This is a genomic window from Paenibacillus sp. 1_12 (assembly GCF_900114475.1).
Lineage (GTDB): Bacteria > Bacillota > Bacilli > Paenibacillales > NBRC-103111 > Paenibacillus_S.
In genome coordinates this window covers 1-25,957 of sequence record NZ_FOTE01000039.1, presented here as the reverse complement: position 1 = coordinate 25,957, position 25,957 = coordinate 1, and the positions used below count along the sequence as shown (strand labels likewise).

Genomic DNA, 25,957 nt, shown 5'->3' with positions numbered 1-25,957 from the left:
TTAGCTTAATCAATAAGGCCACTCTTTCCAGCAAACCGCGGGAATGAGATAATGTTCTTGTCAAAATCGGGAATGAGATAAGGTTCTTGTCATTTGGTTTTGACAAGAACCTTATCTCATAAAACGAAAAAGCCGCGATTTACGCGACCCTTAATGAGATAGTGTTCTTGTCACCCGACATTTTTTAGTTTTTTTTTGGGGTAATTCCCCACAGGTCTTTTTTTTAATAAGAACATAAAAATAAGGATGAACATGTTCATCCTTATTTTTAGTTGGATCAATAAATTGTTCGGATTGGCTGCATAGTTTTACCAATAAGGTAAAGATAGATATGGCTTTTTGATATTTGCAACACAACCGGCCATTTCTTAGCCCTTACAGGAATGTTTAGCGTAACGCGGCGAGTTGTTTCATTTAGCAGTTGTTTCATTTCATGTAGCGATATTCCAGGAGATTCTTCAAATTTGAGATTTTCTGCAGCAACTTCTCCCCGACATTGGTTTCCCTCACCAGCTTCCGCTCCAGTTCTTTGTCCACCAGCCTTTTTACAGACAATACGTCCGTTCCGTTACATAACACATCTTCTTTTGAATTAAATTTCTGATGGGCAATGAGCTGCATGCCAAAGGAATTATACAACAAGGTATATCCGGCGATGCCCGTTGTGGATTGATAGGCTTTGGAAAAACCGCCGTCAATGACAATCATTTTCCCGTTTGCTTTAACGGGGTTCTCTCCACGAATTTCTTTAACTGGCGTGTGGCCGTTAATGATATGTCCATGATCCGGATTCATATCAAACTTCAGCAGGATTTTCCGGCAGATATCCTCATTTTCACGCAAATGGTAATAAGGGTTCTTTCTCTCCTTATAGGTTTCTTTATCTTGGATAAAGTACCGTTCAAAGGTGGTCATTTCTCTCTTTCCAAAGAGCGAGGAACATTCCCCTGTCCAGATGTACCATACCATATCCGTAGCCAGATCATCCGTCTCTTCCGGATGCGCAAAGGCGTAACGTAAATAATATTCAAAAACATCGAGCAGCTGACGGCCCGAATACGTCTTGTCTTCAATCTGCATTTCTTCCATGTTTCCTTCTTCATCCAAAGGAATACAGCCGTGAAATAACAAATTCCCGTTGTATTTTAAATAAAGGCTGCCCTTTTTCATAAGAAAATTCATATGTCTGGCCAGCTTTTCGGAATGCTGAACGGAGAACAGCAGCTTTTCCATCACCTGCTGTTCTTCCTCCAGCAATTGTTCAGGCTGCTGCGGATTTACGGTTGCGAAACAGGTGTTTTCCAGCGGGTAAGTTTTTCCGCCGATCTTGATTTCAGTTTTGTCGTAATCGATCTGCTCAAGCAAAAGCCTTTTAGACATATTAAAGTATGGGCGTCTCTTGATAATCGGGATTTCAAGCTTAAACTGGATCATGGCAATGGCTTGATGAATTTTGGTAATCTGCAGGATTTCCTGCTCCGAACCGTTATGGTCGGTCTGCAGCTTCGGTCTAAAGGCCGGATTGTCATCATAGTATTTCTCCGCCAAGTTCAGCAGTGGGCGAAGATTGATTCCATATACGTCTTCGATGATGTCCAGATTGTCGTATCTGGCGCAGATCCGGATAATATTCGCAAGGCAGACAAGGGAACCCGCATAGGCGCCTATCCACATGACATCATGGTTCCCCCACTGAATGTCTACAGAATGGTAGTTGATCAGCGTGTCCATGATTTTATCGGGGTCCGGCCCGCGGTCATAGATATCTCCGACCACATGAAGATGGTCAACCACCAGGCGCTGGGTCGTATAAGCAAGGCCGATAATGAGCTTGTCCGCCTGGCCCAAGGAAATAATTTGCCGGTATATTTCCTCATAATAAGGGTCCTTATTGTTGGTCGAATCCGTCTTGTATAGAAGCTCTTCTACAATATATACAAACTGCTCCGGCAGAGCTTTACGCAATTTCGAGCGTGTATATTTGGAAGAGGCATAAGAAATGAGCTTAAGCATTTGTTCAATCGTTTCTCTGTACCATCGGTTCAAGGCTTGTTTATTGCACAGGTCTCCTTTAACCAGTTGTATTTTTTCTTCCGGATAATAAACTAACGCAGTAAAATCATTGATTTCATGATCCGTCCAAACCTCACGGAACAAGGCTTTGATTTTCTCTTTTACGGTACCCGAACCGTTTCTTAGTACATGCTGAAAAGCCTGGAACTCCCCATGCAAATCACTGACAAAATGCTCAGTTCCCTTGGGAAGATTGGAGACCGCTTCAAGGTTGATGATTTCTGTTACAACTTTTTCTTCCGTATCATATTTCTGGGCCAATAAATCTAGAAATTGCTCATCCAAAACAGATGTCCCCCTTCAAAGAAATATGGTGATGTATAAGAGGTTTTTTTAATGGGACTAGCCGCGTACCTTTAAGCTTAGTGTAAACAGTAAAGGGAAAAACATTAGGTTTCCGAGGTTCCCTTTGGTACCCTTACTAACAGCTATTATAACTGAAACTTTCCCACGCTATCCTGCCAGTTAGCTCAACAGACCAACGACAGTAGGCTCTAGGTCTAGGCTTTTGATCTTATGTTTTCCATGTGAGAGAGATTCGATTGTATCCGTTTGGGAAATGACGATTGTCCACCTCTTATGAGGCATGAATTGATATAAAGTGAGCTCAGATAACACGTGGAAATTAAACGTGATAATAACGGTATTGCTTGTGAGAAGTATTTATACGATAATTTAAATGTAAGATCCTTTTTTGAGGAGTGGATTTCATGCTAAATCCCAATACCTTCTTCCGTTAGTTGCGTTGGTGCCATGGTGTGAACCATAATCTAACCCCACGCAGCGGGGAAGAAAATGTTCGATCAAGAAGAAATCTTGGCTTGGGAAAACGAAATCACGGTTAAAAAGATATTTATTAAGACAAAACGCTATAAGGACCCACGAATTGAGAAACTAAAAGAGGTTCGAAAAGGCATTAAAGCAGTACATTACAACAAAGAAATAAAATCCTGTCGAAAAGATCATTACAGGCTTTACAGAAACAAGATGACTCAATTGGTACGCTCAGAGAATTTTGATATGATTGTTAGCTACAAAAGAACAAGCGGCTGGCTAACTTGGTAAATATTCATTAAACTGCGAACCCGGTGTCACTAGACCCGGGTTTTCTTAAACTACTTTCAATGGGAATAATTCCAAAAATGTCTTATACCAACTAATCCTTTTGGATTTAATCAATGACAATGCTTCGTTCAAGGCAACCTCGCTCAGGCTTCCTAACTGTATGAAATCAATGCTAGATGTTCGTAACCAAATTTCTGCTAATGATTCGCCAGCACTTGCTCTAATCATGTAATCGAATGAAACGTCATTAGCCACTTTCATAAGAATTTGTATCACTTGATCATCATCAAATTTAGATAAATCCATAACTGCATCGTCAATTTCATCTTCTCTTGATGTCATGTCATAAACTATTCCAATCAAATTTTCTATTTCTGTTTTCGATGTCCTCACTCCTCACCAAAAATACAACGTAGTCATCGTATCACATTGAGCATAACTAACCTTAAACTGATAAGACCTGATGACGGCTGCCTTCTCTTGATGTTATTGAACTAAAGTTTCCCGTTAGCCATACATGGTATCTTAAAAAGAACTTCTCCTTTCTACGTATTTTGACGTTAAACTATCGTTCCCCGTTCGTAATATAAGGTTAGCCAGATATTTCTGGTTGACCTTTTTTCATAGGGTCTTATTATTACGGTAGTCGGGGTAGAACGAAGTTCCCGTGGGATTTTATCCCGTCAGCTAAACTGTTCACCTCCTACTTGTATAAACATGTTTCAGGCTGGTTGGGGCCAGATCCCGTTTAACAAGCGAACCTATGACATTACAAGAAGCCTTAGGGGATACCGACAATTAAGTATTATTAAGGAGGAGAATTCGTATGAATCCAGTCATTGGTCTGGATGTAGCCAAAGGAGAAAGTCAAGTTCAAGCATTCTTGGATAAACGAAAGCCTTATCGTAAAAGCTTTAGCATCCTTCATAATGTTGAGGAATTTAATACTGTTTTTCTAAAGTTCTTAAACGAAATTGAGACCCTGGCGGGTAAAATGCCTACGGTTATTTTGGAATCAACGGGACACTACCATACTCCTATTGTTCAATTTTTAGAGGAGCATCAATATGTGTATATTATAGTCAATCCACTTATTGCTTATCGAGCTAAAAGTTCAAGCTTACGGAAGGTTAAAACCGATGCCATTGATGCCTTTCATCTATGTGAACTTTATTATAAAGAAGAACTAGAGCCTTATAAAAAAAGGGGGATCCAACACTTAAACCTTCGTAATCTAACAAGACTGCACGAAAGTATTTCGGGAGTATCCGCACAAACAAAATTACAGCTTCATTCCGTGTTAGATCAAATATTTCCTGAATATGTAGGTGTATTTGGTGACTTATATTCCAAAGTGTCCTTGCAAACACTATTACAATTTCCAACATCGAAGTCGGTTTTAAGCATCAGCGAATGTACATTGGTGGATGAAATAGCTTCGCTATGTAAAAGTCGCTCTGATAAATGGGCGAAGGAACGGGCGCAAAAGCTAAGAGATGCGGCATCCCGAAACCCATTTCAGAACAACTTATTTCAAAGTCATATCTTTAATCTTGAGATCCTGATCACGTTAATCCTTCAATACCAAGAGCACCTATCCAAGTTGGATGCTGAAATAGATGCCCTTGCCCAAGAAATTGAGGAATATAAGATTCTCCAATCTATCCCCGGTATAGGAGAAAAAATCGCTGCAACGATTATTTCCGAAATCGGTGAGATCGATCGGTTTAATCACCCCAAAAAGCTAGTCGCTTTCGCTGGAGTAGACCCTAGCGTATACGCCTCTGGCAAATTTACAGCTTCAGTTAACCGAATTACCAAAAGAGGATCTAGCAGCTTAAGACACGCATTATATATGGCTGTAAGGTGTGGAATACGTGATGCTCGTAAAAAGAAAACGGCAGATGAAATGATCCCACGCAATAAAAGATTAAGAGAATTTTACGATAAGAAACGAAATGAAGGCAAACCCTTTAGAGTAGCGGTCATCGCTTGTGTTAACAAACTTTTACATTGGATCTATGCGTTACTAAAAAACAAAACAGATTTCCAAGATACGGCTCAAAAACTACATCCAGATAAATAAACAATAATTTTCCAAATTAAAAATTAGGGAAGTTTATTTGGCATGTTCATTTTTAGTATAGCACGTAAATTAGAAGTTTTTTAGAGAAAAATCTTGACAACTATTAGCTGGTTTAGGTTATTTTTACTAATCCACTAGAGCAGTTCATAATCAATACATTCTTCATATTTTTCTAAATCAATAAATACTTGTTCTGATGAACAACTATTTTTGATCTGAATCATTGAATAAGGATTATTGCCTACATTACTAATTAAACACTAACACTTCAAAAGCTCACATAGTTTCCCAAGTATAAGAACATCATTCTTAGGTACTAATTGATGGTCCCTTAAGTATATGGTTATTCGTAAAGGGAATTCCGCCTTACATATATATGTTAAGTAAAGCAGCTTAACGTCTTCTGGAATAGTCTGGCTCCATGTATCGTCCGTAAAATATATTTGGTTTTCTTCTAGGTTAAATACACTATTTAGCCCTAGCACTAATTCCTGCCTTGTAACCATACGATTCAAAAATAAATCATGCCATAACAATTTTCTAGAACCCCCTTACTTTCAGAGTTGCTTGATTTGATTCATCACTCATTCTCATCATTTTTATGGAATATTTTAACATAGGTGAGTTACTCATGAAACCCACCATCAGCAATAAACCAGAACAACCGTCTGGCGGAAAGATCACCGGACGGTTGTTCTGGTTACGTTTGAGCGTGAGGAAGACACCTGGGTTTCAAGTTTATGTCTCTCTCCCCTTACTATCGATGAACTCCGCAGCGTAACAACGCGCGCCCAGGATCCGCGCGCGTTGGAAATTTGGTAGACTCGTACCTCCCCAATTGCTTTTAGAAAGAGTACTCCTATTTTAAATTTCTGTGTAGGGGCTAAGAAACGGCTTTTCCTGCATGCCCTTCTCCCCCATCGGAGATCCCTTCCCACGAAAAACCAATGTTCCTTCTCCTACTTCAGATTCACAAGAGGTAGAAATTCTGCGAATGCGTGAGTATGCGTATGCGTAAAAAAACCTTAAAACCAGAGGGAGTGCTGTAAAGGATTTATTCTTTGTTAGCTGCTTATGTAAACCTACAGTTCTTCAATTAGTGCGATCTTCAGGAAGACGCTTGGCTTGATACGTCCACTCTATCCCGCTGTAGCTTTGAAGATCGAAAGACTCATCGGAAACAGTGCCTGAAAAGATACCTTGATCTGAGCAGTTAACCTTAAAGTTGATCCATTGATGCTCACCTTGTTCATAAGCAAATGTTGCTCCATCGTCATCATAAAGCTCGACGCTGCCAGCCGTTTCACCGAAATGAATGAGATGTAGGGGGACCTTTTCGCCAGGATGGGGAGCGTGGGAGCGGGCGGCAATGGTTGGAATGATAGCTCCATCCTTGACGAAAATCGGCATTTTCTCCAGACCAGGCTCGACACGAACAATCTGATTTCCCTCAAAGCGTTCTCCGGTTTCGAAGCCGTACCAGATTCCCTGCGGCAGCAATACGTCCCTGGCATGTTCACCCGCTGTTAATGGGGCAACAAGCAAGCTGTCGCCGACCATGAATTGATCGTCCCATTCTCTTTCGACTTTTTTCCCGTAGGCTCCGTCCGTCGTATTCAGGGCTGCTCCGGTTTCACTCATGCTTTGCATCTCCGATGTGTCCATTACGAGAGGCATAGCGCGGAACGGAGGTATGCCCTTGTATCGGTATTGTGCAAACGCGCTATACAGATAGGGCAGCAACCTCATTCTCAGCTTGATGTAATGACGGATAATGTGTTCCACCTCGGGATAGCTCCATGGCTTGGTACCGTCCCCCCAGGCGTTTAACATCGCGAGCGGCGATAAGCACACTACCTGCATGCGGCGCACCCAATCCTCCGCGCTGGTTGCCTTGCGGACTTCCGGTGTCCACAGCAAACCACTGAACGAAGCATTACACAGGGCACGAATAAATTGCTTGTGATCGTACAAATCGGAATACAGCACGTAAGGCATGGATGTGGAACCTGCATTGGAAGCACGCACCAGCCCGTAAGTACGACGGTTTTGCTTCCGGTATAGATCATCCGTCATCTTTTGGAACAATAATCCGTACACTTGACGCAGCTGCTCCCCGTCATAGCCTGAAGGGAACTGGGCATGCGCCGGAAACATCCAGGAATTGCGGGTAAGCTCACTTCCGTCGCATTCATCGAGCTTATAGCCGGATACGCCGATGTTCACGTGTTCCTCAAGATGCTGCTCTTGATAAAGCTCCCTTGCCTCCGGCAAAGTGTAATCCGGTGCAATTCCTCCCCACACCGAGTAGTTGCCGGATAACGGAAGCAGCTTGTCATACAAACCCGATTCCGGGGATACAAATGGATGCTCCCACAGGTTAACTTGAAAGCCGTCCTGCTTTAAGGCATCCACCATCTTGGCCGGATCAGGGAACCTTTCAGGCGACCATTCGCCGGTAACCGGATAGCTTTTACTATGCCAGCCTGGTTCCAATCCAATCACATCGCAGGGAAAATCTCGTTCCCGAAATTGCTGTGCTTCCTCAAGCACCTGATCAGCGTTATACAGGGTAGGTACGCGGTGCCAAAATCCCAGCCCCCATTTGGGAGGCAGCGTCCCTCCACCGCATAACAGATTATACCGTCTCACGACATCCATGATCGCTGGACCGGCAATCAGATAAACCTCAGCTCCTTCCTGCGGCAAACATACCTCCACATACTCGGATACTAAAGTAGCCTTCCATCCGCGGTCCGTATTACGGTCCTTGATCTGCTCTGACGCTGTTTCATTCAGGCGCATCGTGGAGCCGCAGTGTACCGTAACAATGCGCGATGTGTCGATCAGCAGCCCGTAACCGCGGTCCGTTACATAAAAGGGGACGGGCGCATGGGTTTCGCCCGTATCCTGCTTCGGATCGCTATTTACCCTTAAATAGCGGGTTCGGCCTCTGTGATTCATTTTCATAAAATGAATCCCCAAGCCGTAAATTCGTTCCTGCTTCTCCAACGGCACCTGCACGATAAAGGACGAGGAGGTACGATCGACCTGCACGCTTTCCATTGAAAAAGGCAGGCTTCCTTCCCCCATGCTTGCCAATTGTTCGTTCATTGGTTTACAACCCATACTAGAAAGAGGGGTCATCGCCTGCGGTGCTCCGATAACCGTCTTCCAAATACCTTCTGCATGAAGCTCCCAATTCATACCTGACATCATAACCATTCCTTTACTCCATTTTACCCTCGGGCTAAACCAGCTTAGGTGAACAAACTTGTAATAAGCACCTTTAACTGTTCGATAAAAGACTCCTCAATCAAGCCGTTGTGCGTGATCGGCACATCCCAGGTGACCACGCCTTCCTTGTCGTTTACATGTTTGGTATACCCAATGACGAACTCATCGACGAATCTAGGTTTTCCTTCACCCCAGTTCGCTCCCAGGAAACTTAAAATATGATACTGGGCGCCATCCATCCAACGTCCCTCACATACCGGAAATTTATCGATGACTTCTCCCGCTATGTAATCTTCGTATTCCGTATTATGGGAGATGATCGGAACGATGACACCGGGTGCGAAGGCTACGATGCTGTCGGGATTCCCCGCCTTCAGCGCCGCCGCAAAGCTTTGAAAATTAGGCTCGTCAGGAAACCGGTACATTTCATCCGCAAAATAACAGCCATCGATCCACCAGCCGCTTACCTTAGTACCCCAACGTAAAGACCACTCTGTAATAACGGCTTCCCACTGCTTCTGGAATTCCACCAGCCTTTTACCGGTTCGCTGTCGGTTATGTCTCGTTCCCGGACCTGTATATCCGTTTTCCCACTTAAGCTTTTCTATAGCTACAGGATCTTTTGTAGGTGCGCCGCTGGGGAGATATACAAGCAGCTTCATATTTTTGCGGGCAAGCGCATCGGAAAGGTCACTGACGAGATCCCTTCTTGAGCATTTGCTAGGATGGATTCCCACTATGGAGTCGTATGTTTCATTGGGCGCACAATAATGCCCCGTGTTTTGGCCAATGGTAATAAAGAAGTACCCTGCTCCCACACTCTCCAGTTGGGAAGCAAGCCCCTCGACATCGAAGCTATCTACACGTTGATTCCATTCTTGGGCGGACAACTGTCCTCCGCCTTCACTATCTCTGGGTGGGGTCGGCAAGTAATGGCAGAAAGCTCCCCACTTTGCATCCTTAAACCAATCGACATTTTTTCTCGTTACCATGCTACCCCTCCTCCGTTACCCGCTCGACTTTTGATCACGAAGTATTTATAAACTCGCACTTAGGTTTAATGAGATTGGTTAAGCGACTTTAGTTGCTCGATAAACGGTTCTTCAATAAGTCCGCCATGGGTAATCGGCACATCCCAGGTTACGACTCCTTCATTTACGATAATCTGCTTCGTATATCCGATTACAAACTCATTGGGAAATCTCGGGCTCCCCTCACCCCATGAGGATCCGAGGTAACTCAGGATTTGAACCTGCGCGCCAGACACAAAACGCTCATTACGGATCGGAAAAACCTTGGAAATTTCTCCGGTTGTGTAATCTTCGTGCTCTGTGAGCGAGATGATTGGAACTTTGACTCCCGGGTTGAAGGCTACGATGCTGTCAGGATTACCGGCTTTCATCGCCGCCGTGAAGCTCTGAAAGTTAGGCGCTTCGGGAGAACGGTACATGGAATCAGCAAAATAACAGCCGTCGATCCACCAACCGCTTACCTTAGTGCCCCAACGCATTGACCACTCCGTAATGACGGCCTCCCATTTCTTCTGAAACCGGGCGAGCTTTAATCCTTTGCGAACTCTGTCGACTTTGCTCTTGGGTTCGCCGAATCGGTTTCCCTCTTCGGTCGTTACGACAATGAGCCGATTCCCCTCGGGGTCATGAGGGAGTACTTTATATCCGTTTTCCCATTCCAGCTTTTCCATGGCAATCGGATCTCTATCCGGAGCGCCGCTGGGGAGATAAACAAGCAACTTAATATGGTTGCGGGCTAAAGCGTCGGAAAGGTCGGTGACGAGATCCCTCTTCGAGCATTTGCTTGGCTGAATGCCCACGATAGAATCATACGTTTCATTCGGCGCGCAATAATGCCCGGTGTTTTGGCCCAGAGTGAGCAGAAAATAGCTGGCTCCGACACTCTTCAGTTGGGCAGCAAGACCCTCAACATCGAATTGATCCACTCGCCGGTTCCATTCATCGGCAGTCAATTGTCCGCCACCTTCAGAATTGCTGGGCGGGGTCGGTAAATAATGGCAGCACACGCCCCATTGGGCTTCCTTAAACCAATCCACATTCCGCTTGGATTCCATATGTCGTTTCCTTCCTTTCTCGTAACCGCCGGGACACCGGGATACTGTTCTTCCGTTCTTCTCCCCCGCTGCTCTTATCTGCTATTTCAACACTTCAAATACGATCGCTTTCAGAATCCCGTTGGAATCGTTAAATAATTCATGTCCCCAGTGAGGCTTATTGAGCAGAATATCTCCCTGTTTCACTCGTGTTTGCTCGTCATTTACTTTCATAGTGCCGCTGCCTTCAACAATAATATAGACTTCTTCATCTTCACGATGCCGATGAAAACCGATGGACGAATTAGGTGGGATTTCAACGTAATTAATAAACTGAATTTTCGTATCAAAGTCTTCTTTTGTATATAAACTCGTATGGTTGATTGTTCCTACCCCGCGATGGCATTGCTCTGTGACTAATTGTGCCTCCAAAAAATTACGAATGAATACCATGAACTCTCCTCCCTTCTTGTTACTCAAGGCCATCATGTAGTCGTGTACAAACGTGGTTTACAAAGTGATTAGCACTCTTCGCTGTTGATCATGCGATTGGTTGGCATAATAAACTAGCGCCTCCGTTTTGATGTAATCCTCTCCGCAAGTTTCCGCATTGTCGCCTGTTTGTAATGCTTCCAGAAAATGTTGGAAGCAGGAAACGTCGGGGACACTTCCGCTGTCGACCGGAATGTTCCCTTCCCCTTTATTCAGATACAGACGATCTTCGATCAGCAGCAGTGCACCTTCGGTTCCTTCTATACGCCAGTCCCCGCTCCAGCCCGTTTCGCGTCCTTTCTCTGTCATACTGCCAATGTAATTGACAATAATTCCATCCTCCATCTCAAGGCAAAAGCTCAGATTGACATTAGCACGCAGCCAGCTGCCGACCGGGCAATAATTGAAAGCATAAATGCTCTTTCCCTCCCGCCCGGTCAAGTAACGGATCAAATCGAAATGATGTACGGTTACGTCCTCCAGCAGCGGGTTTTTGAGAGCAAGGAAATAAGGAATATCCGTTGGATGGTAGCGGCAAAAATCAATTTGAATGGTCGTAATGCTTCCGATCTCACCTTGATCAAGCAGCGACTTCATATGACGAATAAATGGAAAGCAGCGATAATTTTCCGCTACCATAAAGGGAATGTTTCCCCGACTGGCTAGTTCCACGATGCGGACGGATTCCAAGTAGTCATTAGAAATCGGTTTCTCGCAAAACACGGGAAGACGATGCTGAAACGCCAATTCATTGATGGCGGAATGATAAGCGGGAGGCGTCACGTTAAGCAAAATATCCGGCTGTTCCTTTGCTATGGCCTCTGCCACAGACGTATAGAACGGAACCGCTTCCCCGGCTAAACGTGCTTGCAATCCCACATTCACTTCGACAACGGCTAATTGAATATGAGGGTGATCCCGCCGAATCCGCTTGTACCATGAGTAACCTTTGTTCCCAAGACCAACTAAAACTGCCTTCAACATAGTCCACTCCTTTTAGTGCGTGTTATTTCTTTTTAAAATTTTCATCGTATTTCTTTTGGGCTTCCTGAATCGCTTGTTCCCCACCTGTCTTCTTCCATTCATCCACGAATTTATCGAATTCGCTTAGTGGCCTGCGGCCCGTAATAAAGTCGACATAATTTTTGATCGTCAGCTGCTCCAGCTTGTCGCTAATCTGATTGTATTGGGGAAGCTGGATCGTCTTCATGATATCGTACTTGCCCTTCCCAGTCGTTTCCGCTTTTTGACGCACCGAGACCAAACTATTCTTAGTCATATATGGCGTTTGAAAATCGTAATCGTTAAAAGATTTGCCGACAAAGGTATACTGCTGGCCGATTCCAAATTTGATTTGCTCCTCTTCCTTGTCGTAAGGAGGTAGATACTCGAAGCCGCCGTCATCCGTTTTACGATACGTTTTGCCTAATTCGCCGTAAACGATTTTTTCAAACACGTCCCGATCAAACGCTGTGGATTCCGCAATTTCGATATACTTGATCATCTTATCACGATCTTTTTCCATATGAATGCCGAATTGTGCGCCGGAGCTTGGAATCGGACTCCCTTGTATCGTCCCCTGCTTGCCATCAGGACCTTTGGGACCTGCAAAGCTCGCCCATTTCACATTAGAATTCTTGTTGTTCATCGCAAAATACTCTCCGCCGATAAACGCCTCTTTCGGAATAAATTTCCACCAGGAGCCAACAACAACCCCAGCTTTCTCGGAAATAACTTTGTCGTCAACGTTTTTGCTTTTATTAACTATAAATTCGGGATCAATTAATTCGTCCTTATACCAACGATTTAACACAGTAAGCGCTTCCTTAGCACCCGGTAATATTTCGCCTCTAACGATATTTCCTTTATCCTCGGTGAAAATCCCTGGGTACACGCCAAAAGCACCGAATACGGGAGCAAAAATTTCTTCTGTTTTCCCTCCGGTTCCCGTCCAACCATAGGTATCCTTTTTCCCATTACCGTCCGGGTCATCGTTGCGGAACTTTCTCATGGCTGTTTCCAGCTCTTCCAGCGTTTCTGGAATTTTATTGATGCCCACCTTTTGTAGCCAGTCCTCACGGATTCCGACAACCTTGGATGTTGGTCCCAGGGTCCAGATTATAGGCATCGAATAATTTTTCCCGTTTCTCATCGTAAATAGCAGAGGATTGTCGCCCAGATGTTTTTTCAGCCAAGCCATATATTTAGGAGCATATTTATCAAGTAAATCTCTCGGTACTTCTGCAACCGCACCTTGTTCTACAAGCTTATCGTACTCTGGAAATGGAAGATCCACCCATACGTCAGGAATTTCTCCGGAAGCAACCTTGACCAAAAGCTCTTCCTTGAAGTTATCCTTGGAGCGCGGTACTTGTTCTATTTTAACATGAAACTTGTCCTCTACTATTTTTATAGCATAGCTGTCTTTTACCGTTTTATCATAGTTTTGATTCAAATATGTCATTTTGTAGACTCGTTGTTCTTTAGCTCCGTCCGCAGGACCCACCGCCCCACTATTGCCCTGACTGCAGCCTGCCGCAATACCCGTCAACAACGCTGAGCCTAATACAACCGATACCACACGCTTTTTTTTGTTCACAATTACCCCTGCTCTCTAAAGTGATTTATTATTCTTTGACTGCTCCCAGCATAATGCCCTTAACAAAATATTTTTGCGCAAACGGATAGGCTATCAACATCGGAATAACAGAAAGCATAATCATCGTGGACTGCAGCTGTCGGCTGGAAAAAGCGTCGAATTGTTTACTTTGATAGAGCATGGCGTTGATTTCATCCATATTGTTATCGACGATTATTTTCCTCAACACGACCTGCAGTACCTGTTTGTTCGAATCGGTAATATAGATCAGACTGTCAAACCAAGCGTTCCAGTGACCAACTGCCACCCACAAGGCTACTGTAGCCAGAACAGGCTTCGAAAGCGGTATCACAATCTCACGAAAAATAAGAAAATATCCAGCCCCATCTACCTTAGCCGACTCCTGCAGACTATCAGGAATGGACTTGAAAAAATTTCTCATGATCAGCACATTGAACGCCCCAATCATATTCGGTAGAACGAGCGCCCAAACACTGTTAAACAGCCCGAGATTTTTGATCAGCAAATAATTAGGAATCAATCCGCCGCTGAACAGCATTGTAAACAAGATTAAGGCGGTGACGATCCGATTGCCGGGTAGATCAGCCTTGGACAGCGGAAACGCAAGCAGGGATGTAAACACAAGGCTCAGAATAACACCAAGTATCACCCTAAGCAGTGTATTCCCGTAGCCTTTCCATAGACTGTCATAATGAAAAGCGAACTTGTAGCTGTCTAATGTAAAGCCAGATGGGAAGAGCAGCGTCCCCGTGGAGTAAACGGCATGGGAGTAGCTTGCGCTCAATGAAACGACCAATTGATTCCAGAAGGGAAATACTGTAACCAGCACTATTGCGACCATAAGCAAGTAAAGTGCTGCTTGTGCCCATTTCTCACCTGTGGTTGTCTTGATATGATTCATGTCTGTTTAACCTCCAACTGCTGAAGCTTTACCATAAAGTATGTTCTTTACCGCCCATCGTTTTAACCGCTTTGTTGACAGCCACTATTAGAATCAGCGCAATCGCGGATTTGAATAATCCCACCGCCGTAGAGTAGCTGTAGTTGGCTTCGACTAACCCTTTCCGGTATACGTAGGTATCGATAATGTCTGACACTTCATACACCATCGGATTGTACATATTGAATACTTGATCAAAGCCAGCATCCAGAATGTGAGCCATCTTTAGAATGAGCAGGATAGAAATGACCGGAACTAGCATCGGAATAGTAATATGTATAATCCGCTTGAATCTGCCGGCTCCGTCTATGATGGCTGCTTCGTAAAGCTGTGTATCGATACCGGCGATAGCGGCAAAATAAATAATCGACCCCCACCCGAAGCTTTGGAAAATGTCAGTTATGATCAAAATCATTCTGAAATATCTTCGATCCGCCATATAAACCGTAGGCTCTATGCCGAACAAGCTCATGAGCAGATTGACTGGCCCCTCCATAGAGAACAGGCTGATGAAAATTCCTGACAATACAATCCACGATATAAAATGGGGTAAATAAGATACGGTTTGTACCAGCTTTTTAAAACGCATGTGAGTAACTTCGCTTAAGAGCAAAGCAAAAACGATCGGAATTGGAAACCCAAACAGCAGCTTGTAGAAGCTGATGACAAGCGTATTCTTCAAGACATTGAAGAAATAGGGATCGGCAAACGCTTTGCGGAAATGATCCAATCCGACCCATGGGCTAGCCATAATCCCTTTCAAAATAAAGAAATTTTTGAATGCCAGAACAACACCGTACATCGGGACGTAATGAAATATAATAAAATATAATATTCCCGGAAGCATCATCCAATAAAGTGTCTTGTATTCGTAGAACTTTCTTTTTCTCTGCCGTAGCTTAGCTGTAGCGGCTATTTTACCGGCTAGCGAGGTATCCAAAGCCTATTTCCCTCCCTCTATGAACCCAAAATGAATGCGCATTCATTTCATTGAATTTACTATAGCACAGCCCAAGTTAGACGGAACCTTCAGTTTTTCGGGAAATATTACGTTTTTTTATGCAGCTTTGAATACGAGCTCAAAAAGTCAGCTTTTTTAGCACCGAGAAGGTGGCATGAAGGAGAAGATGGACAACCTCTATTCAGATTCATATGCCTGTACCGGAATAGTCAGCTTCATGATAGTCCCGCTATCCTTTTCGCTACATATCCGTATCCCATACTGCTCACCGAATGTAATTTGGATGCGTTCATGCACATTTTTCAAGCCGTATCCTTTGGAAGGCATAGATAGTAGCTGGTTCTGTAAGTCCTCATCAATTCCCGGCCCATTATCTTCGACTGAAAATTCAATAGCCCCGTCGTTCCATTGTCCGCGAATGATAAGCTTGGCCTTTCCCTCTGTCTTCATATCTACTCCATGAATAATTGCATTTTCCACTAGCGGCTGCAGAGTTAAATTGACCGTGGCATAAGGTAGTATCGTTTCGTCGATCTCATAAGTGATTTCGAACTCGTAGTCGTGCATAACGGATTGAATCTCCACGTAAGATTGTGTGTTGGCGATTTCGTCGCGGATCGAGGTCAGACTCTCCCCCCTATTCAATGCTGTTCGGTAAAATTTCGACAATGTAGTTACAAAATGGCTGATGTCCCTAGCACCGATTTGCAGTGATTTCCAGTTAATAATGGACAGGGAGTTGTACAGAAAATGCGGGTTAATTTGTGATTGCAACGCCTTTAGCTGTAGCTCCTTTTGTGTGATTTTGTTTTTGTAGGTTTCGTTAATGAGTTCATTGATCCGCTGAAGCATTTTACCAAACCGTCGGGTCAGTTCCCCAATTTCATCCCTATGGTCATCACTTACCGCGGAAACGCTGAGGTCTCCGATCTCTACCTGCTTGGCCCATCTATGTAATAATTGAATCCTATAAAGCAGAGTTCGCGAGAACATCCAAATTAGCACATATAAAATAAGAGTACAGGCGGCAACCACGATGACCGTTGCCTTAATGATGCTTGTCGCATCCACGGAGAGCTGCTGCGCCGGTATATAGCAATGGAGGGTCCAGCCTGGTATGGGAATGCTCTGGGAAAGCACAATGTATGAAACACCTTCTTTAACAAACAAGCCGTCCTTTTCTCGTATCAATTCTTGAGGTACAATGCCTCTTTGGACTGCGTCTGGAATCGCCTTTTCCAATATTATGTTGTGATTACGATCTGACACTACGAACCCATAATGATCCGCATTCCCTATGGTTGTGGTATCCATCAAATGCGCCGTATCCAATTTCAAATACAGTAAAGTCGTATCCTCGTTAACATAAATATTGGGAAACTTTTTTACAGCTGCAAATTCCCCAGAGCGATAATACCAGAACGTTTCCTTTTGCCTACTTACTTGGTCATACCATACAGCTTCTCGCGCTTTATCAAAGGACTGAATGTAATTCCCATACTCGGGGATAGAGTTCTTGGTGAAAACCGTAACTTGACTTACATCTTTATTCAAATGGGTTACCATCGTAAAAAAAGGATCGACGTTCTTTTTTAAATCGCTCGATAATTCGGTCAGATCGGTATTGGTTCTCCCAAAAAAACGCTGAATTTCCGGGTTTAGCACGATGGAGTCAAAGATCCTTTCATAACGGACCATATTGTTATTGATTCCGCCCGCTACCGTGCCAGCTGTTTCTCTAACTCCCTGAATCGCCTGCTTCTGTAAGAGCTCAAGTGATTGATAGTAGGAATAAAGGCCGAGCAGCAGCAGCGGCACCAAGACGACCGCAATATAAGACAATATGAGTTTTTGTCGAAAACGCAGATTTTTAATGGAGTATGGCCATGGTCTCATTGCCGTTGTCCTTCCCGGTATTTCGCTGGCGTTGTTCCGAAATAACTTTTGAACTGAGAACAAAAATACGGATAGTTTTCGTAGCCCACCTCGACTGAAATATCGATGATCTTCATATTAGTACCGCAAAGAAGCCCCGCCGCCTTCTCAAACCGGTAAGAAACGATATATTTAACGATAGTAACGCCCATCTCCTTCTTAAATAAAAAGCTCAAATAACTGGGGGTCAAATAAACCTGTTCTGCAATCCAGTCCAGCCCAATTGATTCTCGGTAATGATTACGGATCAGCAGCAGCACTTCCTCAATCACCTTTCTGGAGGTGCTTCCATTATTGCTGTTAGGTAACACGTCTATTAACCGTTCCTCATCTGGTCTTCCTTTTAAACCAAGAGCACTTGTGAACACCCCATGAAACTCTTCGGTTTCGACGGGTTTAAGTAAATAATGCGTAACTTGAAGCCGAATAGCTTCTTTGGCAAATTCAAACTCTCCATAAGCACTTAAAATAATCGTTATCAAGTCAGGCTGAATCGTCCTTGCTTCCGCAATCAGCTGCAGTCCATCCATGAACGGCATTCTGATGTCGGTAAATAGGATGTCAACCTTTTGCGTTTTCAAAATTTCCAATGCTTTAAGGCCATTGTCCGCCTCTGTTATTTCAATAGGAGAATCATAGTGACTGATCAAAAATTTGATACCCTCACGTTCAATTTTCTCGTCATCTACCACTAATACTTTGTACAATAACATCACCTCTCGCGCACGACTGTATTAATCATACACAAAGACGGAACATTACGCTAAATTACTTTGATATGACTCTTTTCAGCTTTATTGTTCTTCTGGTGGAAATTAAAGAAGCTTCCCATAGGGAAGCTTAAAAGCTTAAAAGGTCTCTATTCTTTAATCTACATCCTCTCCAAATTCTTGGGCAATTTCAAAAAACATGCCATCTAATTGATCATGAAATCCCCAACCAATGCCATCCGTATCCACAACGATAGCTTTTAACCGGTCTCTATATAGGTTATACAAAGCTTGATCTTTTGCCGCTCGAATCCCACGGTCCAGCTTCTGAAATTTCGAAATACTGATCGCCAGGATCCCGCCCAATACCAATGTAAGAACACCCAACATAGGCAGTAACGCCAATTTCATGCTGTCCAGCTTAACGAACCAGAAAGCACCCAAAATAATGAGTGGATTAATGCCGAGTAATACCAATTGGTTGATCCGTTTAAGAATCACCTCTACAGATACTGAATCGGAAATGTGCTTTCTTTCCCAAAGCACCCTCACGCCCTTGCCCAGCAATAATCCTGCTATAAGAATTCCAATTGGAAGAATAAATTTATCTATGCTAATGCACCCCTGTCTCCTACAACTAACAATTCGGGCCAGCGCCCTAAGGGACTATCCCTAATCGTTGGTTTCATTCCTATATCGCAGTATACCATGACTAGCTCCAGACCGTTGATACCAAGAACAAACAGGCAGTTTACTTGCCCCGGCGGATCAACAGCACCAAATCTACCTCGGTGGGCGAGATTAATAAGGGCTGGTAAGCCCATTTCCCAGTTGAGCGGTTAAACCATCCATTTCACCTCAGTAGATGTTACGTCCAGTTGGACGGCCACACGGGCCGGTCACTGGGAAGCCGCCGCTTTATTCGGGAATGAGATCAAGTTCTTGTCAAAATCGGGAATCATTGGCTCGTGACAAGAACTTGATCCCATAAAATAAAAAGACCGCGTTTTACGTGGCTTTAATGGGACAATGTTCTTGTCACCCGACAAGTCGGTTCTTTTTTAAGTGGTAGCCAGAAGCAAGACCGGCCTGCCCCCTCCTATTGCTAGTTCTACTTAAAAAAAGGTAAGATCCCGAATTGGAATCTTACCTTTTTGCTAAACTCCTTTAATGGTACCTTTGTTTCGATTTAAATACGAGAGAGAATATTTAATGATTTAAAGCGGTTAGGATGGAAATCGCCCTTATGGAATTCAATTGTTTGGCTTAATACGCCGTCCAACCACCGTCGGCCATAATTACGGTACCATTTATGAAACTAGAATCTTCGGACGCAAGGAAAAGCGCAACGGTTGCGATTTCAATTGGTTCTGCTGGTTCCTTCCGTTGTATTTCCACCCCCTCTTTAAACTTCTCAAAACCAACCATATCGATATTAGACATCAAATTGACAATATTTGTTTGAACACTTCCTGGCGCAATGGCATTGCATTACGAATTACGGGACACTATGGTGTATTGTATGATGAAAAATAAACCCTAAATATGCATCGTTTAGTTATTGCGGAAAACACATCATTTTTATGTCCATTATCAGAGAACAGTGCAACTTCTTGTCCTCTTACACTTCTTGTCGGATGACAAGAACTTTATCTCATTCCCGCTGGGGACACTTAAAAACAAAAAACATCGCCTTTTTTAGTGGCGATGTTTATATAGTCAACTTTTTTACATATGGATCAACCTCATTTATTCTTTATATTTTCCAAATGAAATTACGTCACGTTCATGTGTACTCAAAATATGAGAAAGTGATACTTTTTCACCATCTCTAATTAACAAACCAAACCGTGAGTTCATACCTAACCAACCCCAACCTTCTAGCCAACCCGAACCTTCTATTCCATCTTCCTTATAGTTCCCTGATACATAAGCAAGGGCATGTTCTTTATTTGACCAAAATTCAATTTTCTTGTTTTTTAAATCACCAATTTGTTCGATAAGCAGTAATAAGAAAAGTTTTTGAAAATCAGTATTATCAGGTATATCTTTATATCCCTCCGAAAAGACCACTGTCGTATCAGGATTATTTATTATGTTATCAGCTATAATCTCATACTTAAAGCTATATTTCCCGTGAAGAAGTGATGATACAAAATAAGGATATTGATTTTCTATTTCGACCGTATTTGATTGTCCGTTCCAACTCACTTTTGCCCCAAGTGCCTCAGCAAGAGTTCTCGTTGAAGTCATTGTCGTTCCATCATCAGATACTTGAACATTGGTATTGAGCAATTGACCATTAATAAAAACCTGTCTCACGGCTTGAATAGTGTCTGAAGCATACACTACTGTCGTTGCAGTTAAAGCAATTCCGAGGGTTAAACCAAGAACAAACTTTTTCAAAATTCAATCACTCCCACTATTAATTTCTAATAAATCAGACGAAGGGAATAAGTAAAATGTTTCCATTTTATAACTTTTCTTTCTTGGTAAGAATTTCACTAATCTGCCCGTTAGCCACTCATGCAGCGCAAGAGCAGCACTGCAACACAGAGGATGAAAATGGGTCCCACTGTCTATACTGTTTGTACGGCTGGCGAAGAAGGTCGATAAGCTATGGTGCCATAGAGCCCAACCGTTAGTCTGACTCCGACCACCACGGTGCATCACAGAATGTCGCGCCCTATAAGGGTAGCACTCATGGGAGATTAATCCTTTTTTGGTTGTTGCACCAGCCTTGCCTTTAATTGTTGTCAGTGATCGCTTTTGCGCTAAACAATCTAACAATCTATATGATTACTCAGAGGCTCAGCCTTTTTTTAAAAAAGTGTTATTCTGGGTCTGTTTTCTTATGCTCTTTTACTGGTTTTGAGCTAATTTAATTTTCATGGGAGCTTAGTGAAGGCTGCCTCGCGGCAGCCCTTCTAGATTGAACTATCGTACTCCTTTAGTTTAATGAGATTATAATTTCGATTGTATCTTTTAGTGTTATGGACTTAGAAGAATATTGTTCCAACTTATTTATAACCTTCGGTTTAATTCGACTTTCAAAATTTTCATTCCAGATATACATGTTCCTGAGTATTTCAAAAGTCGGTTTATAGTTTGATTTATCTATTCTGAGTAACTGTAAGATAAATCTACTGATAATTCGATACTTTCGTTTCGAATTATCAGTATCCAAAAATATAATTAAATCAGCATTATTAAAACTTTGGAACACCCATTCGTTATAATGAGCACCCTCTAAAATCCAAGTATTTGAATGAATAATTGTGCTCAACAGTTGATCTCTTTCTTCATCAGTTCTTTTAATGTCTCTCGGTTTATGTCTCTTCCAAACAACATTATCCAATTCGTAATGTGGAATACTCAGTTTATTGGATAGATTTCTGGCTAATGTTGTTTTACCGCTCCCAACGGAACCTATAATATGTATTTTCTCGGAGTAAATTTGTCTAATTCAACCATTCAACCTACCCTCCAATTAGATTTTTAATAATGTATTCTTCCAACTTTTCTTAAAACCTCTATTATAATTAACCTCCCGTTAGCGGGGAAAAGGTAATCGCTGGATGTCGGTTGCCTTCACCTAGGGCAGTTCGACCCCTCCCGGCGTAAAAAGCGGACTACTGTATGGCAGCGCTCCGAGCCAGTAGACCGTACCGTCCTCTGCGACGAGCAGATGTTGAAAGAAGGTACGGCCCTCGATAGGATAATGATACATCGATGCGGAAGACTTCAGCCGAACCCCTGCCGGAAGGCTCGCTTTTACTGTGAAGCTGCCGTTCAGATCGTGAATCCGGCCGTCTTGGCCGATCTCTGCTCCTCCAGTCAGGCGGATGGCTGATCGCCCCGTCTTCTTGACTTGGACGGCAGCCGTTTCATTGTCGTTATTTCCATCACGATGTAGCTTCAGTTCAACCTCATACACCTGGCCGTTCACGTCCAATGCTTTGCCGATGTACCCGATTCCATCGAAAAATACGTAATGGATTGCCGACCATTGCTTAACCGGTGCATCGATCGATACGCGCCTCAACAGAGGCTCTCCGTCCTTTGTTCGTTCCTTGAAATAAAGCTCTCCTTGGTCGGTACGAACGAACGGAATCGGATCGCCGGATACTTCGATGACTTTCCCTTTCGGCTTCGGATCGAATCGGAGTTCGACGCTGTTGCCCAACCCTGATATGCTGCCTTCCACATGGAATACGCGCCCGTCTGACAAGGCCGTCAAGATGCCGTTCAAGGCGATGGATGCGTCCATAACTGGCGCCGGCGTTTGCAGCAGCTTGCATGGCTCCGACTCGTCGGGATTTGCGGCCAGTAGTCGGCCATCGTCGAATAGCACGGCGAAATGCCCTAACGCCATGATTACCTTCGTAGCTTTCTCGCCCAGCAAGACGGGCTTTGCCACAGTACCTTCCTCGAGCGTCCAAACATCGCCCGATCTCACGGCATATGTTCGCCCATACGTAGGAAATAGTGCGTCAATCCCCTTCCATGTGCCGATCGCAAGTAGGTCTTCTGCAAAGATCGGCTGCCGACCAAGCTGGCCATACATATTGGAGCCGATCGTCAAAACGCTGCCATCCGCCGTTAAAGCGAGCAGATGGTCGGAGCCTGCTGCCAATGACTCTACATTGTTAAATGTGGGGTGCCGCTGCGGGGTTTCGGTTATAGCAAAATTCTCCGCAGATTGATCATAGGTGCCCAGCTCTTTCCCCCATACCCATACGTAGCCATCATTATCCAGGGCTGCCGTCAAACGTACCGTTGCCGTTACTTGAGTGATGCCTTGCGGCAGCACGGTCGACTTAAGCGCTCCGCTGCCGTTCACCGTGTACCAAGTGCCTTTATCCGATAAAATATAAGCCGCTTCCTCATACGACATCGTAGTTTCCGTTCGTGCCACCTTTCCGCCGTCAGGCAGCCCAAGCGGAGCAGGATCAGCATTCGGAACCGATGAAAAGGTCGACTGTCCCACCCAAAGTATCCCCATGTTGTCGACCGCCAGCATGATATAAGGACTAGCCGTGACGGATACCGCACGGAATGAGGCCTCAACCCGTTTGACTGCAGGCTTGCCGTCCTGCCCGTTTATGGAATACAGCTTAATGATTCCATCGGAACCAACGGCAAATACCGACCCATCGTCCGCCTGCGCGATCGACTTTACGTCGAATAACCCCACTATTTTCTCCGGGCTGCGTTCAGCGTTCATGTCGAAGACTCCGCCGGACTTTACCAATGCGAATCGCCCTTCCAGCTGAATAACAGGATCGCGCTCAGGCAACCCTTCGACTTTCTTCGGAAAGGCGTCGGGCCTCCGGCCTTCTCCCCAACTGGATATCCCCCACCGATAAACAGTTCCGTCCCCGGCTAAAGCGTAAGAGGAGCCGAATTCCATCCCGTAACCGGCACCATCGAACATATGGCCTGCAGAAATTTGCCGGATCCCTTTAAGCGGTAAGCGAGACGGTTGCTCGGCAGGCGTAAATTCGGAAGCGTCTTCCGTATCCGGATACCATTTCATATCAGGCGGACATGCCGCGAAGCTGAACAATGGTTCGGGTAATGGTCTTTGTGACACAATCTGCGTAGTCGGCGCGGTCGAAACTATCGGTGCAGCCGGTGTTGGTTCTAAACTGGGCATAGCTGGTGTGACGCTCGGAGCAGGCGTGACGGAACCGGGGGTACTTCCAGTTCCCGCCGAACTCTGAAGCGTTCTGCTATATATGACTGTGGAGAGCAGCACGATTACTGCTAGCAAGCCCCCCATCATTTATGAGAATCTTCAAGGCTTTCCGGTAAAAGGACATAACCGACACCTCTTCCAATTAATTTCCATTCACTTGTTTAGACGGTCGGTCTGGCGGAAGGTTGCGAGTACACGACACGATAGACAAAAAAAGACCTCTGACCGCATAGCCGAAGGCACACGGAAAGCGATCACACATTCAAGGTAAGGAACTAAGACTTTTTACAAGACTTCTTAGCAGTCAAAAACGTAATTACAATCAATTTACTATAGTGCAAAGTCAATGGCATATAAAGTGTGTTCGAATTGCAAGGAAGAAAACTTAGAAACCTCTTCTGTGTACACTAATTGCAGCCACCTCTTAAATAATGCGAAAATATGCGGGACAAAAAATACAGATATCGAGAAAAGTGCTCTATTTACTAAAAAACAACAAAATTGTTCTATCTGTTCTGAGAAGATCGATAATGATTCGATTAAATGTCGATACTGTTGCCACATTAACGTTTCTGTATATAGTGTCGTCGTGAGCTTCTATATTCTTCATGTCTTCCGTCATTTGATTATAAAGTTTAGCTTAATCTGCAGGAGGACAATAATATTGAATATTAGGGGCCTGTCGGGAATGAGATAATGTTCTTGTCAAAATCGGCAATGATATAAAGTTCTTGTCACCCGACAAATATAAGTTAATCAGTCAACGTCATGCAAATCGAGATACATAATACAATATTCGCTTTACATTAAATTTGTACAGCTGGATATAATAAACCAGTCCAAAATTAAGAACAGAAGGAGAAATTTAAATGGGAATTTTAAGTGGTAATCCAAAAGATGAACCAATGCACTATGGTGAAATCTTTAGTGTATGGCAGGCTTCCACGGTGGCCAAAGGCGCCGTATCCTGCTACCAAGCATTCTTAAACCACTCCGGTGACAAAGACCTAAAAAAAGTACTGGATGATCTTATTGATCAAGCAAAGCTGGAGATTAAAGAATGCGATGCATTGCTCACTGACAACGGAATTGCACCCGCACCAATGATGCCTGAAAGACCACCAGTAAAACTCGAAGACATTCCTATCGGCGCAAGATTTGCTGACCCTGAAATTGCAGCGAAAATTGGGCTTGATGCCTCTTTAGGACTGGTTGCTTGTAGCCAAGTTATGGGCCAATCAGTTAGAGAGGATATTGGCGCTTTATTTGCGAAATATCATCTTACTAAAACAGCATTAGGCGTTAAAATACTCAAGATGAGCAAAGAAAAGGGATGGATCGTCCCTCCTCCACTTCAAGTAAAACGACCTGAGACTGTTAACGCTTAAATTAAATTAAAATTCAAATCCTGCCCAAATGGGTGGGATGTTTTTATGTGCGACGGGCAGTCGCAACTTTAGCGCTTTAGTGCTATGAGTAAACGAATACAAGCGGCGGTGACGTTACCTTGGTAAATACGAGCCGAGAACTTGGAAAGTTACTTTCTCGAAGGTGAGAGTCCTTCCTCAAGCTTTCTGGTACGACTTGAGAAGCTTAATCTAGGGCAATATCGCGAGGTACTTGTCTGAAGGAGATGCGGGAAATCGAGAGATCCGCAAGCGGATGTGCAGACCCAAATGCGAAAGCGTGAAGCACGTAGCGGCAGGATAAGTCGGCGACTGTGCGTAAATAACGGGAAGCCTAAGAAAAAAAAAATTGCTATCCAATGAACCAGACGAATAGCAATGGCTTATCAGGTGAAGGTGCTGGGTATGTACAGAAGGAAGATGTGATGACCCCGTGAGATTCTCTACTCCCCTGGAAAAAAAAATCAGGATGGTTACATATAAGGCTTCGCCGAAGTTGTAGGCATGGTAGAGAATTCAGACGTTCTCATAGTACGGAAGTAACCAGATGACCAAACATCTGGCGAACGGAAGGGGAACGACCTCGTGGACAAACACTTGAATGTGGTGCTGGACAACCGTCACGTTACTTCGGTAAGAACGAACGGAATGGGCATGATGAAAGGT

At 43.9% G+C, this 25,957-nt stretch carries 19 protein-coding genes and 1 pseudogene; 3 read left to right on the top strand and 17 right to left on the bottom strand.

Translation table 11 applies throughout. From position 1 onward, the window contains the following. Positions 1 to 426: 426 nt before the first annotated feature. Positions 427 to 2,358: a fructose-1,6-bisphosphatase gene (locus BM210_RS33140; RefSeq protein WP_091176951.1), complete on the bottom strand. Its 1,932-nt coding sequence runs from the start codon at positions 2,356 to 2,358 to the stop codon at positions 427 to 429. Positions 2,359 to 2,868: 510 nt separating this feature from the next. Here BM210_RS33140 and BM210_RS33135 point away from each other — a divergent pair. Beyond that, on the top strand, positions 2,869 to 3,138 hold the full coding sequence (locus BM210_RS33135) for a hypothetical protein (RefSeq protein ID WP_091176950.1): 270 nt from the start codon (positions 2,869 to 2,871) through the stop codon (positions 3,136 to 3,138). Between the two features lie 45 nt (positions 3,139 to 3,183). Here the strand turns inward: BM210_RS33135 and BM210_RS33130 are convergent, their stop codons facing one another. After that, entirely contained in the window at positions 3,184 to 3,480 is a 297-nt protein-coding gene (locus BM210_RS33130; RefSeq protein ID WP_143101159.1) for a hypothetical protein, read from the bottom strand. Between the two features lie 484 nt (positions 3,481 to 3,964). Here BM210_RS33130 and BM210_RS33125 point away from each other — a divergent pair, with 484 nt between their 5' ends. Next, positions 3,965 to 5,224, top strand: a complete 1,260-nt coding sequence (locus tag BM210_RS33125; RefSeq protein ID WP_091176948.1) for an IS110 family RNA-guided transposase — start codon at positions 3,965 to 3,967, stop codon at positions 5,222 to 5,224. Positions 5,225 to 6,316: 1,092 nt separating this feature from the next. Here the strand turns inward: BM210_RS33125 and BM210_RS33115 are convergent. The 15 genes and pseudogenes from BM210_RS33115 to BM210_RS33040 form a co-directional block, all read right to left on the bottom strand. Next, positions 6,317 to 8,449, bottom strand: a complete 2,133-nt coding sequence (locus tag BM210_RS33115) for a TIM-barrel domain-containing protein (protein ID WP_256224207.1) — start codon at positions 8,447 to 8,449, stop codon at positions 6,317 to 6,319. A 35-nt stretch (positions 8,450 to 8,484) separates the two neighbouring features. After that, positions 8,485 to 9,453 carry an alpha-amylase family protein gene (locus BM210_RS33110; protein ID WP_091176946.1) on the bottom strand — a complete coding sequence of 323 codons (969 nt, stop codon included), beginning with the start codon at positions 9,451 to 9,453 and terminating at the stop codon, positions 8,485 to 8,487. A gap of 65 nt (positions 9,454 to 9,518) precedes the next feature. Further along, complete coding sequence (locus tag BM210_RS33105) at positions 9,519 to 10,547, bottom strand: hypothetical protein (RefSeq protein WP_091176945.1); 1,029 nt, start codon at positions 10,545 to 10,547, stop codon at positions 9,519 to 9,521. A gap of 81 nt (positions 10,548 to 10,628) precedes the next feature. After that, entirely contained in the window at positions 10,629 to 10,979 is a 351-nt protein-coding gene (locus tag BM210_RS33100; RefSeq protein WP_177238154.1) for a cupin domain-containing protein, read from the bottom strand. Positions 10,980 to 11,036: 57 nt separating this feature from the next. Next, a complete protein-coding gene (locus BM210_RS33095; protein ID WP_256224206.1) occupies positions 11,037 to 12,002 on the bottom strand; it encodes a Gfo/Idh/MocA family protein in 966 nt (321 codons plus the stop codon). Between the two features lie 22 nt (positions 12,003 to 12,024). Continuing rightward, positions 12,025 to 13,617: a type 2 periplasmic-binding domain-containing protein gene (locus BM210_RS33090; RefSeq protein WP_091176943.1), complete on the bottom strand. Its 1,593-nt coding sequence runs from the start codon at positions 13,615 to 13,617 to the stop codon at positions 12,025 to 12,027. A gap of 28 nt (positions 13,618 to 13,645) precedes the next feature. After that, entirely contained in the window at positions 13,646 to 14,539 is an 894-nt protein-coding gene (locus BM210_RS33085; RefSeq protein WP_091176942.1) for a carbohydrate ABC transporter permease, read from the bottom strand. Between the two features lie 28 nt (positions 14,540 to 14,567). Beyond that, a complete protein-coding gene (locus tag BM210_RS33080) occupies positions 14,568 to 15,518 on the bottom strand; it encodes an ABC transporter permease (protein ID WP_256224205.1) in 951 nt (316 codons plus the stop codon). A 198-nt stretch (positions 15,519 to 15,716) separates the two neighbouring features. Continuing rightward, positions 15,717 to 17,435: a sensor histidine kinase gene (locus tag BM210_RS33075; RefSeq protein ID WP_091176941.1), complete on the bottom strand. Its 1,719-nt coding sequence runs from the start codon at positions 17,433 to 17,435 to the stop codon at positions 15,717 to 15,719. Next, on the bottom strand, positions 17,432 to 18,181 hold the full coding sequence (locus tag BM210_RS33070; protein ID WP_177238153.1) for a response regulator transcription factor: 750 nt from the start codon (positions 18,179 to 18,181) through the stop codon (positions 17,432 to 17,434). The genes BM210_RS33075 and BM210_RS33070 overlap by 4 nt, the downstream gene beginning before the upstream one ends. Positions 18,182 to 18,340: 159 nt before the next feature. Continuing rightward, positions 18,341 to 18,730, bottom strand: a complete 390-nt coding sequence (locus BM210_RS33065; protein WP_143101158.1) for a hypothetical protein — start codon at positions 18,728 to 18,730, stop codon at positions 18,341 to 18,343. Positions 18,731 to 19,450: 720 nt separating this feature from the next. Further along, positions 19,451 to 19,675 (bottom strand): annotated as a pseudogene (locus tag BM210_RS33055) (SDR family oxidoreductase); the annotation flags it as partial. A gap of 258 nt (positions 19,676 to 19,933) precedes the next feature. Further along, positions 19,934 to 20,590 (bottom strand): stalk domain-containing protein, encoded by a 657-nt coding sequence (locus BM210_RS33050; RefSeq protein WP_177238151.1) that lies wholly within the window; start codon positions 20,588 to 20,590, stop codon positions 19,934 to 19,936. 544 nt (positions 20,591 to 21,134) lie between these two features. Beyond that, entirely contained in the window at positions 21,135 to 21,617 is a 483-nt protein-coding gene (locus BM210_RS33045; protein WP_371263581.1) for an AAA family ATPase, read from the bottom strand. A gap of 162 nt (positions 21,618 to 21,779) precedes the next feature. Continuing rightward, positions 21,780 to 23,960, bottom strand: coding sequence for an RCC1 domain-containing protein (locus BM210_RS33040; RefSeq protein ID WP_177238150.1), 2,181 nt, complete (start codon positions 23,958 to 23,960; stop codon positions 21,780 to 21,782). A gap of 794 nt (positions 23,961 to 24,754) precedes the next feature. Here BM210_RS33040 and BM210_RS33035 point away from each other — a divergent pair. Continuing rightward, positions 24,755 to 25,273 carry a DUF3231 family protein gene (locus BM210_RS33035; RefSeq protein WP_091176933.1) on the top strand — a complete coding sequence of 173 codons (519 nt, stop codon included), beginning with the start codon at positions 24,755 to 24,757 and terminating at the stop codon, positions 25,271 to 25,273. Positions 25,274 to 25,957: the final 684 nt, after the last annotated feature.